At 72.1% G+C, this 13,899-nt stretch carries 15 protein-coding genes and 1 pseudogene; 8 read left to right on the top strand and 8 right to left on the bottom strand.

Annotated features, from left to right (window positions below):
• Window positions 1-157: 157 nt before the first annotated feature.
• Together FAF44_RS26030 and FAF44_RS56430 are read left to right on the top strand one after the other, a co-directional pair.
• The gene (locus tag FAF44_RS26030; protein ID WP_237105883.1) at window positions 158-1,837 is read left to right on the top strand and encodes an ABC transporter ATP-binding protein; all 1,680 of its coding nucleotides are present in this window, start codon (window positions 158-160) and stop codon (window positions 1,835-1,837) included.
• 206 nt (window positions 1,838-2,043) lie between these two features.
• Entirely contained in the window at window positions 2,044-2,457 is a 414-nt protein-coding gene (locus FAF44_RS56430; protein ID WP_368857774.1) for a nucleotidyltransferase domain-containing protein, read from the top strand.
• A 288-nt stretch (window positions 2,458-2,745) separates the two neighbouring features.
• Here the strand turns inward: FAF44_RS56430 and FAF44_RS26025 are convergent, their stop codons facing one another.
• Window positions 2,746-3,177, bottom strand: coding sequence for a MerR family transcriptional regulator (locus FAF44_RS26025; protein ID WP_237105882.1), 432 nt, complete (start codon window positions 3,175-3,177; stop codon window positions 2,746-2,748).
• Window positions 3,178-3,273: 96 nt separating this feature from the next.
• Between FAF44_RS26025 and FAF44_RS26020 the strand changes: the two genes are divergently transcribed.
• Complete coding sequence (locus FAF44_RS26020) at window positions 3,274-4,167, top strand: NmrA family NAD(P)-binding protein (RefSeq protein WP_237105881.1); 894 nt, start codon at window positions 3,274-3,276, stop codon at window positions 4,165-4,167.
• Between the two features lie 212 nt (window positions 4,168-4,379).
• Here FAF44_RS26020 and FAF44_RS26015 read toward each other — a convergent pair whose 3' ends face one another.
• From FAF44_RS26015 to FAF44_RS26005, 3 genes are all read right to left on the bottom strand, one after another.
• A complete protein-coding gene (locus FAF44_RS26015; RefSeq protein WP_237105880.1) occupies window positions 4,380-4,574 on the bottom strand; it encodes a hypothetical protein in 195 nt (64 codons plus the stop codon).
• Between the two features lie 231 nt (window positions 4,575-4,805).
• Window positions 4,806-5,453 carry a response regulator transcription factor gene (locus FAF44_RS26010; RefSeq protein ID WP_237105879.1) on the bottom strand — a complete coding sequence of 216 codons (648 nt, stop codon included), beginning with the start codon at window positions 5,451-5,453 and terminating at the stop codon, window positions 4,806-4,808.
• Window positions 5,450-6,592 carry a sensor histidine kinase gene (locus FAF44_RS26005; protein ID WP_237105878.1) on the bottom strand — a complete coding sequence of 381 codons (1,143 nt, stop codon included), beginning with the start codon at window positions 6,590-6,592 and terminating at the stop codon, window positions 5,450-5,452. Before FAF44_RS26005 ends, FAF44_RS26010 begins: the two co-directional genes overlap by 4 nt.
• Before the next feature lie 110 nt (window positions 6,593-6,702).
• Here FAF44_RS26005 and FAF44_RS26000 point away from each other — a divergent pair, with 110 nt between their 5' ends.
• Window positions 6,703-7,860 carry an alpha/beta hydrolase gene (locus FAF44_RS26000; RefSeq protein ID WP_237105877.1) on the top strand — a complete coding sequence of 386 codons (1,158 nt, stop codon included), beginning with the start codon at window positions 6,703-6,705 and terminating at the stop codon, window positions 7,858-7,860.
• Between the two features lie 87 nt (window positions 7,861-7,947).
• Here FAF44_RS26000 and FAF44_RS25995 read toward each other — a convergent pair whose 3' ends face one another.
• Together FAF44_RS25995 and FAF44_RS25990 are read right to left on the bottom strand one after the other, a co-directional pair.
• Window positions 7,948-8,106: an EF-hand domain-containing protein gene (locus tag FAF44_RS25995; protein WP_237105876.1), complete on the bottom strand. Its 159-nt coding sequence runs from the start codon at window positions 8,104-8,106 to the stop codon at window positions 7,948-7,950.
• 125 nt (window positions 8,107-8,231) lie between these two features.
• A complete protein-coding gene (locus FAF44_RS25990) occupies window positions 8,232-9,449 on the bottom strand; it encodes a cytochrome P450 (RefSeq protein ID WP_237105875.1) in 1,218 nt (405 codons plus the stop codon).
• A 143-nt stretch (window positions 9,450-9,592) separates the two neighbouring features.
• Here FAF44_RS25990 and FAF44_RS25985 point away from each other — a divergent pair, with 143 nt between their 5' ends.
• Entirely contained in the window at window positions 9,593-10,081 is a 489-nt protein-coding gene (locus tag FAF44_RS25985) for a MarR family winged helix-turn-helix transcriptional regulator (RefSeq protein ID WP_237105874.1), read from the top strand.
• Between the two features lie 13 nt (window positions 10,082-10,094).
• Here the strand turns inward: FAF44_RS25985 and FAF44_RS25980 are convergent, their stop codons facing one another.
• Window positions 10,095-10,706 carry a TetR/AcrR family transcriptional regulator gene (locus tag FAF44_RS25980; protein ID WP_237105873.1) on the bottom strand — a complete coding sequence of 204 codons (612 nt, stop codon included), beginning with the start codon at window positions 10,704-10,706 and terminating at the stop codon, window positions 10,095-10,097.
• A gap of 59 nt (window positions 10,707-10,765) precedes the next feature.
• Between FAF44_RS25980 and FAF44_RS25975 the strand changes: the two genes are divergently transcribed.
• On the top strand, window positions 10,766-11,974 hold the full coding sequence (locus tag FAF44_RS25975) for an FAD-dependent monooxygenase (RefSeq protein WP_237105872.1): 1,209 nt from the start codon (window positions 10,766-10,768) through the stop codon (window positions 11,972-11,974).
• Between the two features lie 35 nt (window positions 11,975-12,009).
• Window positions 12,010-12,420, top strand: a complete 411-nt coding sequence (locus tag FAF44_RS25970) for an FCD domain-containing protein (RefSeq protein ID WP_237105871.1) — start codon at window positions 12,010-12,012, stop codon at window positions 12,418-12,420.
• 45 nt (window positions 12,421-12,465) lie between these two features.
• Here FAF44_RS25970 and FAF44_RS25965 read toward each other — a convergent pair.
• A pseudogene (locus FAF44_RS25965) lies at window positions 12,466-13,197 on the bottom strand (dihydroxy-acid dehydratase); the annotation flags it as partial.
• Between the two features lie 6 nt (window positions 13,198-13,203).
• Here FAF44_RS25965 and FAF44_RS25960 point away from each other — a divergent pair.
• A partial coding sequence (locus FAF44_RS25960) for a helix-turn-helix transcriptional regulator (RefSeq protein ID WP_237105870.1) occupies window positions 13,204-13,899 on the top strand: 696 nt, incomplete at its 3' end.

Here is a 13,899-nt window from a genome sequence, read left to right as displayed (position 1 = left end):
GCATGTTCCACCGCCGCTACGTCGTACTCCGCAGCCGTTCGCAGCGGCGAGAAAGGACACGTCGCAGGTGAAGTCATCGTCTCCCGTCTCTGCCTTAATCGACGGCGCCCGCCCGGCCCGATCCGTCCTCCGGCTGGTCGCGCGCCGGCCCGGCCGCATGTCAGCGGCGATCCTGGCCTTCACGCTGAAGGAGATCCCGCTCTGGTTCCTGCCGGTCATCACCGCCGCGATCATCGACGTCGTCGCCGATCACGGCTCCGTGACCACCGTGCTGTGGTGGTTCGCGCTCGCGGGCGTCCTGCTGCTGCAGAACTATCCGAACCACCTCCTCTACACGCGCAACTTCATGACGGTCGTCCGCGACATCGGCGCCGACCTGCGCAACGCCCTCGCCACGCGGTTGCAGACCCTGTCGATCGGCTACCACACGCGGGTCAGCTCGTCGATCGTCCAGACCAAGCTCGTCCGCGACGTCGAGAACGTGGAGCAGATGCTCCAGCAGGTGACCCACCCGCTGCTGTCGGCCACCATGGTCCTCATCGGCGCGATCTCGATGACCGCGATCGCCGTGCCGCAGTTCCTTCCCGTGTACGCGCTCACCGTCCCGATCGCGCTCGTGCTGCGCACCGCGCTCGGCCGCCGTTCGCGCCGCCGCAACGAAGAACTGCGCCGCGAGATGGAGGGGCTCGCCACCCGCGTCGGCGAGATGGCGTCCCTGATCCCCGTCACCCGCGCGCACGGCCTCGAGCAGACTGCGGTCACCCGCGTCGCCTACGGGGCCGACGGCGTCCGCCGGGCCGGCCTGCACCTGGACATGCTCAACGGGCACGTCGCCTCCCTGTCATGGGTGACGATGCAACTGCTGGGCGTCGGCTGCCTGGTGCTGGCCGCGGTGTTCTCCCTCACCGGCATGCTGCCGATCACCGCCGGCGAGGTGGTGCTGCTGTCGAGCTACTTCGCACTCCTGACCCAGGGGCTCACCCAGTTGCTCATGCTCATCCCGGTCGCCGCGCGCGGCCTGGAGTCGATCCGCTCGGTCGCCGAGGTCACCCAGGAGCCGGACCTCGAACAGAACGAGGGCAAGCGGGATGTGCACGCCGTGGACGGCGCGATCCGGCTCGAACGCATGTCGTACCGCTACACCGGGGCGGACGAGGACGCCCTGCACGCCATCGACCTCGACATCCCCACGGGCGCGACCGTCGCGTTCGTCGGCTCGTCCGGCTCGGGCAAGTCGACCCTGCTCAACCTGGTGCTCGGCTTCCTGCGCCCGACCGGCGGACGCATCCTGCTCGACGGCGCCGACATCCAGGAACTCGACCTGCGCACCGCCCGCCGTTTCGTCTCGGTCGTGCCGCAGGAGTCGGTGCTGTTCGAGGGGACGATCCGCGAGAACATCGCGTACGGGCTGCCGGAGGTCTCCGACGAGCGGATCGCCGAGGCGCTGCGCGACGCGAACGCGTGGTCGTTCGTCCAGGACCAGCCGCACGGCTGGGACACCGTCGTGGGCGAGCGCGGCGCCCGCCTGTCCGGCGGGCAGCGGCAACGGCTCGCGATCGCCCGCGCGCTCGTCCGCGACCCGCGGATCCTGCTGCTGGACGAGGCCACGTCGGCGCTGGACTCGGAGTCCGAGGAACTCGTCAAGGAGGCGCTCGCCCGTCTCATGCGCGGCCGGACGACCCTCGTCGTCGCGCACCGGCTGTCCACGGTCCGCCAGGCCGACCTGATCGTCGTCCTCGACCGCGGCCGGATCGTCGAGCAGGGCACCCACGACGCCCTGCTGACGGCCGACGGCCGCTACGCCCAACTCCACCTCACCCAGGCCGGCCTCGTATGACACCGACGCCCCAGGACCGCCGGCCACCCTGACCCCCGCACCCGGCTCGTCCCCGCTTCCCCGCCGAACCCGAGGACGAGCCGGCCGGGTCGTCGTGCTGAACCGGCGCGGCATCAGCGCGCCCGGCCGCGGACGCCTGTCACCAAGGTGGCCGCCGCCGGGTAATCCGGTTGCGTCCCGGCCTCCGCCGGGCAATCATCGCTCCGATGAGCGCCAGTGGACCGCCCGCCCCGCGCCTGGCCGGCATCCGGTCCCGCTGGCTCAGCGCCGTGGCCGCCGCCCTCCACGCCGACCCGCAGGTGGTCGGCGCCGGCCTGATCGGCTCTCTCGGCGAGGGCCGAGCCGACGACTGGAGCGACATCGACCTGCTCGTCCTCGTGGACGACGCACACCTCGACGTCTCAGCGCAGGCGAGCACGAACAGCCGACGCCCACGAGCCCCGCGGAGGGTCGAGCAGGGCCGGGTGCACACGGGGCCAGACGGTGGTCGTGCTGGGCACGGGCGGGGTCTCCCTCTTCGGCCTGCAACTCGCCGCAGCCCACGGCGCCGAGGTCATCGTGGTCTCCGGCGACGACGCCAAACTCGCCCCGAGCCAAGGGCCTGGGCGCCGCCCATCTGATCAACCGGACGACCCGGGACCGGATCGAGGCCGGCTACGAAGCCACCCACGACCGAGGGGCCGACCACATCCTGGAGACCATCGGCGCGCACCACCTCGCTCGCTCGATCGAGGCGGCAGCGGTCGGCGGCCACATCTCGCCCTGGGCCCGGTGATCGCGGCCGAGTATGCCCTGCCCGACCTCCCCGCCGCCCTCGCCCACCTCGAACGCGGCCCCTTCGCCAAGGTCGTGATCAGCTTCCCTTGATCCCTGCCATCTGCTCGTACCCGGCTCCGCACCGGCGGCGTTCAGGGGTGTGCGCCGAGCTGATCCTGCGCGTGCCCGGTGGGAGGGCGTCCGGTTGCCCTGGTGGCCGCGGACCGGGGGTGCGGATGGTCGTCGCCGCGCTCGATGACCGCGTCCAGCGCGGCCCGGGAGGCAAGCAGCCTGCCGATGAGCCGGTCGACCCGGCCACGCTCGTCACGCAACTGCTGGAGCGCCTTGGCACAGGCGGGAGTGGGGGGCTCATCGCGGACGCACGTGCCCAACTCGGCGATCGCGGCCGTGGACAGCCCCGCCGCCAGCAACGCGCGGATGCGCCGCACGACGACGATGTCCCTGTCGGCGTACTCGCGATAGCCGTTGGCCGCCCGCTCCGGCTCCAGCAGCCCCTGCTTCTCGTAATAGCGCAGCAACTGCTGGTCGACTCCGGTCCGCTCGGCCAACTCCCCGATCCGCATGCCAGCCGCCTCCAGCCTCTTGACCTTGTAACAGGTTACAAGCCTTACGGTCGCCGTGGAGGAACCCGATTCGAAATGGAATGCGGAGAACGACACATGACCGATGTCTTCCTTGCGGGCGCGACCGGCAACCTGGGCAGCCAGATCGCGATGAGATTGCGACGCGAACGGGCGCGGGTGCGTGCACTGGTCCGCCCCGCCAACGGCCGGGACGAGAAGGTACGAGCGCTGGCCGAGCAGGGCGTGGAGATCGTCGAAGGCACGCTGGACGATCCGGCTGAGCGCCTGGCGCGGGCGATGGCAGGCGCGGCGGTGGTCATCTCGGCCGTCCAAGGCGCTGAGAACGTGATCGTCCAGGGTCAGGCCAACCTGCTGCGGGCGGCCGAGAAGGCCGGGGTACCGCGGCTGATCCCCTCGGACTTCGCCATCGACCTGTTCCGGCTGGACCCGGGCGACAACGTCTTCCTCGACCACCGCCGTGCCGCGCACGACGCCTTCTCCGGCAGCCGCGTCGCCGTGACGTCGGTGCTCAACGGCGCCTTCACCGACGTCATGACCGCACCGTTCCTGGAGATCGTGGACTGGGACGCCGGCACGTTCAGCTATTGGGGCGACGGCGAACAGCCCTGCGACTTCACCACCGTGGCCGACACCGCCGCCTACACCGTGGCCGTGGCACTGGACCCGGACTCCGCGGGCCGGCCGGTCCGCGTGGCCGGCGACGTGCTGACGATGAAGGAGTTCCACGCCGCGCTGGAGCACGGCACCGGCCGCCGGCTCCACCTGAAGCAGCGCGGTGACGTCGAGGACCTGGCCGCCGAGATCGACCGCCGCCGGGTCGGGGCCACCCACCCGGGCGAGTACGTCGCCCTCCAGTACACCTGGGGCATGGTCAGCGGAAAGGCCAGACTCGACCCGCTCGACAACGACCGCTACCCGGCCGTCCGCCCCACCCGCGTCGCCGAGTTCGCCCGCCTGCTCACGATCTGATGGGCGTGCCCGCGTGGTGATCCGCCCGCCCGTCGGGGGCTCACCACTCGCAGATCGCAGCCGCCCCATCCTCGCCCGCCCGCGATCACGCGTGTCCGCTCAGCTCGGGAGAGGGATCCAGGTGAACGCCGCACCGTCGCGCCTGACCGTGCCCGGGCCGGGAAACGGCAGGTGGTAGGCGTGGACGAGGAGGTTCTCGTCGGCCGCCCAGGTCAGCAGCCGGCGGCGGCCGATCGCCTGGCGCGCCCGACCAGGGGCTCGATCTGCGGCCCGTAGCCGCGGAACCGCCGGCCTGAGCCGGTGTCGAGCAGGGCCAGGCCGTCGGGGGTGCGTACGCACAGGCAGTTGTAGCCGAGGGTGAGCGACGACCTGCCGCAGGTCGCGGCGCACAACTCCTCGCCCGGCACGCCGGACTCGGGGGTTGAAGAACTCGGCCAGCGGCGGCTCCCAGGGCGGTTTCGGCTGACCGTGGCTGATCACCACGCAGCCGAGACCGCCGACCTGGAAACTGTAGATCACACCGCCGGCATCCCGGGTGGGGTCGGCCGCGCACGCTCAGCTTCCGTGGGCCCGGCGAAGAGGATGAGGGTGCGACTGGAGGCGGTGGCCGGAAAAGGACACGGGCCGTGTTTCGGTGGTCAGCCGAGGTCGGCGTCGTGGACGAGGATGGCCGCCTGGACGCGGTTGGCCAGGCCGAGCTTGGTCAGGACCCGGCTGACGTGCGCTTTCACCGTCGCCTCGGTCAGACGGAGTTCCCGGCCGATCTCGGCGTTCGACAGGCCGCGGGCCACCGCCCTGACCACGTCCTCCTCCCTGGCGGTCAGCGCGGCGAGCCGTTTGCGGGCGGACTCGGCGCGGGAGGGCGTCTTGTCGACGAATGAGCTGATCAGTCGTTTGGTGACGGTGGGGGAGAGCATGGCCTGGCCGGCCGCGACCGTGCGGACGGCGGCGGCCAGGTCGCGCGGCGGGGTGTCCTTGAGCAGGAAGCCGACGGCGCCCAGCCGGAGCGCCTCGTGGATGTACTCGTCCAGGTCGAACGTGGTCAGCATGATCAGCTTCGGCGCGCCGGGAGCGGCCAGGATGCGGGCGGCGGCGGTCAGGCCGTCGGTGCCCGGCATGCGTACGTCCATCAGGACGACCTGCGGCCTGAGCCGGGCCACGGCGGTCACGGCCGCGTCGCCGTCGGACGCCTCGCCCACGATCACGACGTCGCCGGCGGCCTCCAGGATCATCCGCAGGCCCGACCTGACCAGTGCCTCGTCATCGACGATCAGGACGCGGATCATGCGGCGGGAATCCCGGCCCGCACCTGGAAGCCGCCCCCGTCACGCGGCCCGGCCTCCAGCCGGCCGCCGACCAGTTCGACGCGTTCGCGCAGCCCGACCAGGCCCCAGCCGGAGCCGGGCAGGTCGCCGTCCGCCGCCGTGGGGGACTGGTTGCGGATGACGACCTCCAGTTCGGCGGGCCGGTATCGGACGTACACGTCGGTCTCGGCGTCGCCCGCGTGCTTGTGCACGTTGGTCAGCGCCTCCTGGACCACCCGGTAGGCGGTGCGCTCGGCGGTGGGCGGCAGCGGGCGGGCCGGTCCCTCGTCGTGGCGGTTGACCACGATGCCGAGGGCACGCGACTGTTCGAGCAGCCGGTCGAGGTCGGCCAGCGTGGGCTGCGGGCCGCGGGCCGGATCCGGTGAGCGCAGCACGCCGAGCACCTCCCGGAGGTTCGTCAGCGCCTCCCGGCCCACGGAGCCGATCAGCGTGGCGGCCTGCGCCGTACGGGCATCGGGAGCGCTGACCTCCAGCGCGCCGGCGTGCAGGACCATCAGGGACACCCGGTGCGCGACCACGTCGTGCATCTCCCGTGCGATGCGCGCCCGCTCCTGGTCGCGCGCCTGGTCGGCACGGAGCACCTGCTCGCGCAGGAGTTGTTCGGCCTGCTCGCGCATCGCGTCGAGGACCTGCCGCCTGGCGCGCACCCACAGCCCGGCGACCAGCGGCAGCCCGAGCATCGCGCCGCCCATGAGCAGCACGTTGACGAGGGTGCCCGCGACCAGCGCGCGGTACCCCTCGCTCCGGTACGAGACCAGCCCGCCGAGCGCGTGCAGCGCGACCATGCCACCGACGTAGAGCCACAGGTCCCGGCGGCGGCGAAGCCGCGTACCGGCGTAGTACGAGGCCACGACGGCGGCCGGCCACATCACCAGCCAGGTGTGGGCTACGGCGCCCACCACGACGAGCGGCCACAACCGGCGCCTGGCGAAGAACGCGGCCACCCCGCAGCAGGCCGCCACGCTCGCGAGCACCGGTACGGGCAGTGCCGACCGCACCCCCATCGAACCGGCCGTCGAGGCCAGCGACAGCAGGAACACCGTCGTGCCGAGCGCCCACGGCATGACCCGTTCGGCGATCCGCGATGCCCGGTCAATCATGGCCAGAGGTTACAAGCCGCGCCGGCCTGGCCATCCCCTACGAAAGTCGCGGGTGCCAGGTGACTTTCGCCGGGGACGGTCCGGCGGGGCCGCGCGGCACGGTTGGACGCATGAACAAGACCGTGGCCGCGAGCGCTCTCGCGCTCGTCACTTCACTGACCGGCCTGGGCACGACGGCACCGGCAGCAGCCGAAGTGCCCGTGACGTCCGTGCCCGTGACGTCCGTGCCCGTGACCGCCCTGCCCGCGCCGACCGGTGACCATCCGGTCGGCAGAACCGACCTGCACCTGATCGATTCCAGCCGCCCCGACCCGTGGGTCACCGGCCGCGACGCACGCGAGCTGATGGTCTCGATCTGGTACCCGGCGCGGAAGGGCACAGGCCGGCCCGCGCCGTACGTCACGCCGCAGGAGTCCGAGCTGATCATCAGGGGAGTCCCGCAGCTCGCGGACGTACCGGCGGACACCCTCGCCAGGACCAGGACGCACGCCCGCACCGGCGCTCCCGCGCTCAAGCGGAAGGGCGGCCGGCCCCTGGTGGTGCTGTCACCCGGCATGACGCTGCCGCGCGCGACGATGACCTCCCTGGCCGAGCAGCTCGCGAGCAGCGGCTACGTGGTGGCGGGGATCGAGCACACCTACGAGTCGGTGGCCACGACGTTCCCCGACGGCCGGACCGTCACCTTCGAGGCCGGGAAGGCCGGGCAAACTCCCGAGACGGGGGCGAAGGTGGCCCGGGTCAGGGCCGCCGACACCGAGTTCGTCCTGGACCGGCTGGCGGGGAGCAGGCGCTGGAACCGGCTGATCGACGAGAGGCGGATCGCGATGGCAGGACACTCCGTCGGCGGTCAGAGCGCCGCCCAGTTGCTGCCCGCCTCCGGACGTATCAAGGCCGTGGTCAACCTCGACGGCACCTACAACCCCAGGACGCCGGCCGAACCGCTGGACAAGCCCTTCATGATGATCGGCAATCCCCGCCACCAGCCGGGCTCCGGCGGCGCGGACGGCTCGTGGGACGCGTTCTGGCCGCACGTCACCGGCGACGGGAAGCGCTGGCTGACCGTGACCGGCGCCGAGCACATGAGCTTCGTCGACTACGCGGTGCTGCAGCCGCAACTCGGGCTGCCTGCGGCCGCGATCGGCGGCGAGCGCGCCATCACGATCACCCGCGCGTACGTCACCGCCTTCCTCGACCGGCACCTCAAGGGCGAGCGCCGGCCGCTGCTGGACGGGCCGTCGGCGGACTACCCCGAGGTGCGGTTCTGGTGAACCGCACCCGGGCCGTGCGGGTGCCCGGAGAGCCCCCGGCCCCCGGTGGAATCGGGCCGGGGCCGGGAGCTCTCGCGGGCCGGGTGATCAGACGTGGCCGAAGAAGAGGCCGCCCGGCGCGTTCGGGTCGTTGGAGTAGAAGTACTCGTGTGCCGCCCGGATGAACTCCTGCCGCGAGACCGAACCGTCGCCGTCGAGGTCGAGCTGGTGGAAGTCTCGATCGCGTCGGGCTGGGAGATCTTCCACACCTTGCTGAGGAAGGTGTGGAACTCCTCCTTGCCGATCTCGTTGTCATGCCGCACAGCACAGCAACTTCATCACCCGAAGTCATAATGGAGTGACAATAAGTTGCACACGGCCTCCCGTCCCGGTCACCAGCGGACGGGCACCTCGCGCAGACCGCCGACGAGCAGTCCTTCGAGGCGGCGCAGTTCCTCCTCCGGTACGGCCAGTTCCAGCGTGGGCAGCCGGCGCAGCAGCGTCTCCAGCACGACCTGCAACTCGGTGCGGGCCAAAGACTGGCCGAGGCAGGAGTGCGGGCCGGCGCCGAAGGTCAGGTGCGGGTTGGGGCTGCGGCCGAGGTCCATGTCGGCGGCGTCGGCGAAGACGGTCTCGTCGCGGTTGGCGGCGGACATGTTGCAGAACACGGTGGTGCCGGCCGGCAGGTTCCGGCCGTCGATCTCGACGTCGTCGGTGAGGTAGCGGCGGACGCCGAAGCTGAAGTTGGCGTCGTAGCGCAGCGACTCGTCCACGGCGGTGCGGATCAGGGAGGGGTCGGTGAGCAGCCGCTCCCAGCGGGTCCGGTCGGCCAGGAGCATGGCCACCATCTTGCCGATCATGTTCGCGGTGGTCTCGTGCCCGGCGACCAGCAGCCCCATCGCGGTGCTGACCAGGTCGGCGTCGCTCAGCCCGTGCCCTTCGCCCTCGCTCTCCCTGATCAGCATGCCGATCAGGTCGTCGGTCGGGGTGGCGCGCTTGGCGGCGACGTGCCCCGACATGTACGCCGTGAACTCGCGCAGGCCCTGGCCGGTCTCCTCCCGGGTGTACCGGGAGGTGCTGAGGAACATGTCGGACCAGCGGGAGAACCGGTCGCGGTCGTCGGCGGGCACGCCGAGCATGTCGCAGATCACGAACACCGGCAGCGGGAAGCCGACGTGCGCCCTGAGGTCGGCGGGCGCGCCGCCGGCCACCATGGCGTCGACGAGCCGCTCGGCGATCTCGGTCATGCCGGGCCGCAGGGCGGTCATGCGCTTGGCGGTGAAGTACTTGCCGACCAGGCGCCGCCAGTGCTGGTGTCCCTCCCCGCCGGAGAGGGCGGAGCTGGACATGTCGCCGTTGGCGGCGGCGCCACCGGAGCCTTCCGGCGCGATCCGGGCGGCGTTGTCCGCGGCGGTGGGACGGGTGAAGCGGGGATCGGACAGCAGGCCCTTGACGTGCTCGTGGCGGGTCAGCAGCGTGGCGTGGTCGCCGCTGGGCAGTTCGACGGCGGCCACCGGGCACTGGGCGCGCAGCCGCTCCCACTCCTTGGGGGCGGCCAGTGCCGTGTCGTAGGGCAGCGGATAGGACAGGACTTCCTCGTGCTGGCTCATGCGGTGTCTCCCTCGATCAACTCACCAGATGCACCATACATATTCAATGCATTATGCACAAAGAATGCATCATGCTCTTTTAGAGCATGATGCACCTTGCCGTATCGTGCAGGTGAACACGTGAACGATCGGAGGTTCGCCTCATGGACGCCGAGCAGGCAGGCGCTCACCTTGAGCGGGAGCTGATGATCCTCATGCGGCTGCGCGAGCTGGCCACGCCGCCGGGCGGGCCCGGTGACGAACGCCTGGAGCGCAGCGCCTACGTCCTGCTGAGCCGGCTCGAGGTGCAGGGCCCCATGTCCATCGCCGACTTCGTCGAAGCCTTCGGCCTGGCCGCCTCCACCTTCAACCGGCAGACCGCCGCCCTGCTGAAGGACGGCCTGGTCGAGCGCACCCTCGACCCGAACGGCAGCGTGGCCCGCAAGTTCCGCATCACCGCGCACGGCCGCCGCCGCCTGGCCGCCGACCGCGGCCGGATCGTCGGCGGGCTGGCCTCGGTGCTGGCCGACTGGCCGGCCGAGCGCCTGGAGCGCTTCGTCGCCGACGTCCAGCGCTTCAACGAGGACATCGAACACCGCATCGGCCGGCCCTGGCCGCGCCTGGCCGCGGCGGCGAGGCCGGGCGAGGAGTAGCCCGGCGCTCGCGTCAGCCCGCCGGGCGGATCGCGTTGAGCAGGAAGGTCGTCACGCTCTCCACTGTGACGCCGGCGGTGCCCGGGTCGTGCGCCACCCGCAGCGTGGCGGCCTGCATGACGCCGACCATCAGCTCGAAGGTCAGCTCCAGGTCGGCCGGCGGCGCGAACTCGCCCGCCGCCACGCCGTCGCGGACGATCCGCAGCACGTGGACCCGCACCACGTCGAAGGGGGCGGCCAGTTCGGCCCGCGCGTCGTCCGACAGGGTGCGGGCCACGTTGTGCAGCAGCAGCAGGCGCTGGGTGCCGCGGGTGAAGCGGACCAGCAGCAGCCTGACGACCATGGCCAGGCGCTCGGCGGCGGGCCGGGCGCGGTCTTCGGCGATGTGCCCGATCTCCTGGCCGAGTGAGGTGCCGGAGCGGGCGAACGCGGCGGCGAGCAGGGCCGCCTTGTCGGGGGCGTAGTTGTAGATGGTGTTCCTGGCCATGCCGGCGCGCCCTGCCACGTCCGACAGCGTGATCGCCTCGTAGCCGCGCTCGTCCAGCAGGGCGTCGAAGGCGTCGAGCACGGCGGCCCTGGCCTGGGCGCGGTGCTCGGCCACGGTGCTGGCGCGGATCTTCGGCATCTGACTCGTTCTTCCAGGGGGTGTGCTCGGCCGGTTTTACGACACTGTATCGTAAACTTTTGCGACGCACCGTCGAGAAGATTGCTGAGGTGGGCGGGATGCGGGAGAGCAAGCGGGTACTCGTCGTGGGGCTGGGCATCGCCGGCATGTCCGCCGCGCTGCGGCTGCACCGGTCGGGATGGACGCCGGTGATCGTCGAACGCGCGGCCGAGCGCCGTACCGGCGGCTACTTCATCGGGCTGTTCCCCGAGGGCAGGCAGGCCGTGCGGGCGCTGGGCCTCACCGACGTGCTGCACACCCGCACCCCCGAGCGCAAGCGGAGCTGGGAGGTCGGCCGGTTCGGCGAACGCAGCCGCGGGGTCGGCTTCCTCGAACAGCCGGGCGATCCGGACGCCGTGCTGCGCGGCGACATCGAGCAGGCGCTCTGGTCGGCCATCGACGGGCACGTGGAGGTGCGCTTCGACACCGTCCCGGCCGCCATCCGGACGCACGCCGGCGGCGCGTCCGTCACCCTGCGCCAGGGCGGCTCCGCGGCGGAGACCGTGGCGGAGACCGTGGAGGACTTCGACCTCGTCATCGGCGCCGACGGCCTGCGCTCCACCGTCCGTGAGCTGGTCTTCGGGGTGCACGAGCGGTTCATGAAGCCGCTCGGCGCGGTGATCTGCGCCTTCCAGATGAGCCGTCAGCTCCCCGAGTTCCGCTCCGACGACGCCCTCGTGATCGCCGACACCCGCCGCTCGCTGTGGGTCTTCCCGCTGGACGACTGCCCGCCCACCGCGCTGTTCACCTACCGGCCCGGCGACGTGGACGCCCAGTTCTCCAGGCCGCCCGTGGAGGTGCTTCAAGACGCCTTCGCCGGGCTGTCGGCGGACGGTGCCGTGGAGGTCGCGCTGGAGGAGCTGGCCGGGGCCCCGCAGCACCTGTTCGACTCCGTGCACTACGTCGAGATGCCGTCCTGGCACCGCGGCCGGGTCGCGCTGGTGGGCGACGCCGCCTGGTGCCTGACCCTCTACTCCGGCATGGGCGCCACCGCCGCGATGAGCGGCGCCGCGCTGCTCGGCGACGCACTCGACCGGCACGAGGACGACGTCGAGCGGGCGCTGCACGCGTGGGAACAGGGGCTGCGGCCGTTCATCAGGAAACACCGCCGGCGGGCGGGCTTCAAGGCCCAGTTCTTCGTCCCCTCCACCCGCCTGCTCACCCGCGTCCGCTCGGCCGTGCTGACCTGGGGCGCGCGGCGCAAGCTCAGCACGGCCGGGCAAGCCTGACCGGGGTCGTCCGTCAGGAGACGAAGGTGCTCAGGATGAGGACCGAAGTGATCATGGGCCGGCCGGACGTCGCTGACCTGATCGAGGAGGAGATCGTCCTCAGGCTGCGCTACCCCCGGGAGCGGCTCGTCGAGGACGACCTGATGGCCCGCTTCGAGGCCTTCCACCAGGCGCTGTTCGCGCTGTCCGACAACGCGGCGCTGGTCGCGGCCATCCGCTCGCACGCCCAGGTGACCCACGCCGTCCGCTCGGTCACCGTGACCTCGCCCGAGTACCTGCACCGGGCCAGGACCGAGCACCTGACCATGATCCGCGCCCTGCGCGAGCAGGACACCGCCCTGCTCGCCGAGACCTGCCGCGCCCACCTGCTCCCCTCACGTGACGCCTTCCTCCGGCACCTCGGCTCCTGGCCTCCTGCACCGGTGGTTGCCCCGGCGCATCGTTGACTGCCTCTCCCACCAGGGGCCTTTCGCGGAGACCTGTCGGGTCCGGACGAGGGCCAACGGGCCACCGGCGGCAGCCTCCGGCGAGACGTGGCCGATCGACAGGCCGGAACTGCCGCCGGAGAAGCGGCCGTCGGTGACCACCGCGCACGAGGCGGCCAGGCCCCGTCCCTTGAGGTAGGCCGTCGGATACAACATCTCCTGCATGCCGGGACCGCCGCGCGGACCCTCGTAGCGGATGACGAGCACGTCGCCCGGCGACAGCCGTCCGGACAGGATCGCCTTGGCCGCCTCCTCCTGCGACTCGGTCACCACCGCCGGGCCGGTGAAGACGCGCAGGCCGTCCGGGACCCCGGCGGACTTCACCACGGCTCCATCGGGGGCGAGGTTGCCGCGCAGGACCGCAAGGCCCGCGTCCGGCGAGTGCGCGTGGGCCGTGTCGCGGACGCAGCCGGTCGCGGCGTCCAGGTCGAGCGACTCCCAGCGGGCCGACTGGGAGAACGCCGCCGACGAGCGCACGCCGCCGGGGGCCGCGTGGAACAGCTCGATCGCCTCGCGGGAGGGGGCCGCGCCACGCACGTCCCAGGCGGCCAGCCACTCGTCCAGCGAGCCGGCGTGCACGGCGCGCACCTCGCGATGGAGCAGCCCGGCGCGGTGCAGCTCACCCAGCATCGCGGGGACGCCGCCGGCGCGGTGCACGTCCTCCATCAGGTACGGGCCGTTGGGGGCGACCCTGCACAGGTACGGCACCTCGCGGGAACGCGCCTCGATGTCGGCCAGGGTGCGGTGGGCCTGCCCCCGGCCGGGCCCCGGCGCAGAGGCGGGCTGCGCCGCGAGGAGGTCGCCACCCTCTCCGGGGTGAGCGCCACCTGGTACACGTGGCTGGAGCAGGGCCGCGACATCCAGCCGTCCCGCCAGGTCCTCGACGCGCTCGCCCGTACCCTGCGCCTGACCGCCACCGAGCACGCCTACCTGCTCTCCCTGGCCGGGTACACACCGCTGCCCTCGGCCACCGAACCCATCGGCCGGGCGGCGCCCGGCCACGTGCGACGGCTCCTGGACGGGCTCACCGGCTTCCCGGCCTACGCCATCGCCCCCGACTGGACGATCACCGGCTGGAACACCGCCTACGCGGCGCTCTACCCGAACATCGCCACCACCGCCGAGCGCAACCTGCTGTGGGTGGTGTTCACCGACCCCTACGTCCGCGACCTGCTCCCCGACTGGGAGACCACCAGCCGCCGCTTCCTCGCCGAGTTCCGCGCCGAGGCCGGGCCCCGGCTCGGCGACCTGGCCCGCTCCCCGGTCATCCAGCGCCTCATCCGGACGAGCGAGCCGTTCCACGACGCCTGGCAGGACCACCGCATCGAAGGCTTCGCCTCCCGCCTGCGCGTCTTCCACCACCCCGTTCAGGGCGTCCTGCGCTACGAACACCACCGCCTGGCCCCCGCCGACCACCCCGACCTGCACGTGGTGATCTAC

The sequence above is a fragment of the Nonomuraea sp. MG754425 genome (assembly GCF_021699195.1).
Taxonomy (GTDB): domain Bacteria; phylum Actinomycetota; class Actinomycetes; order Streptosporangiales; family Streptosporangiaceae; genus Nonomuraea.
This window is presented reverse-complemented; position numbering and strand designations above follow the sequence as displayed.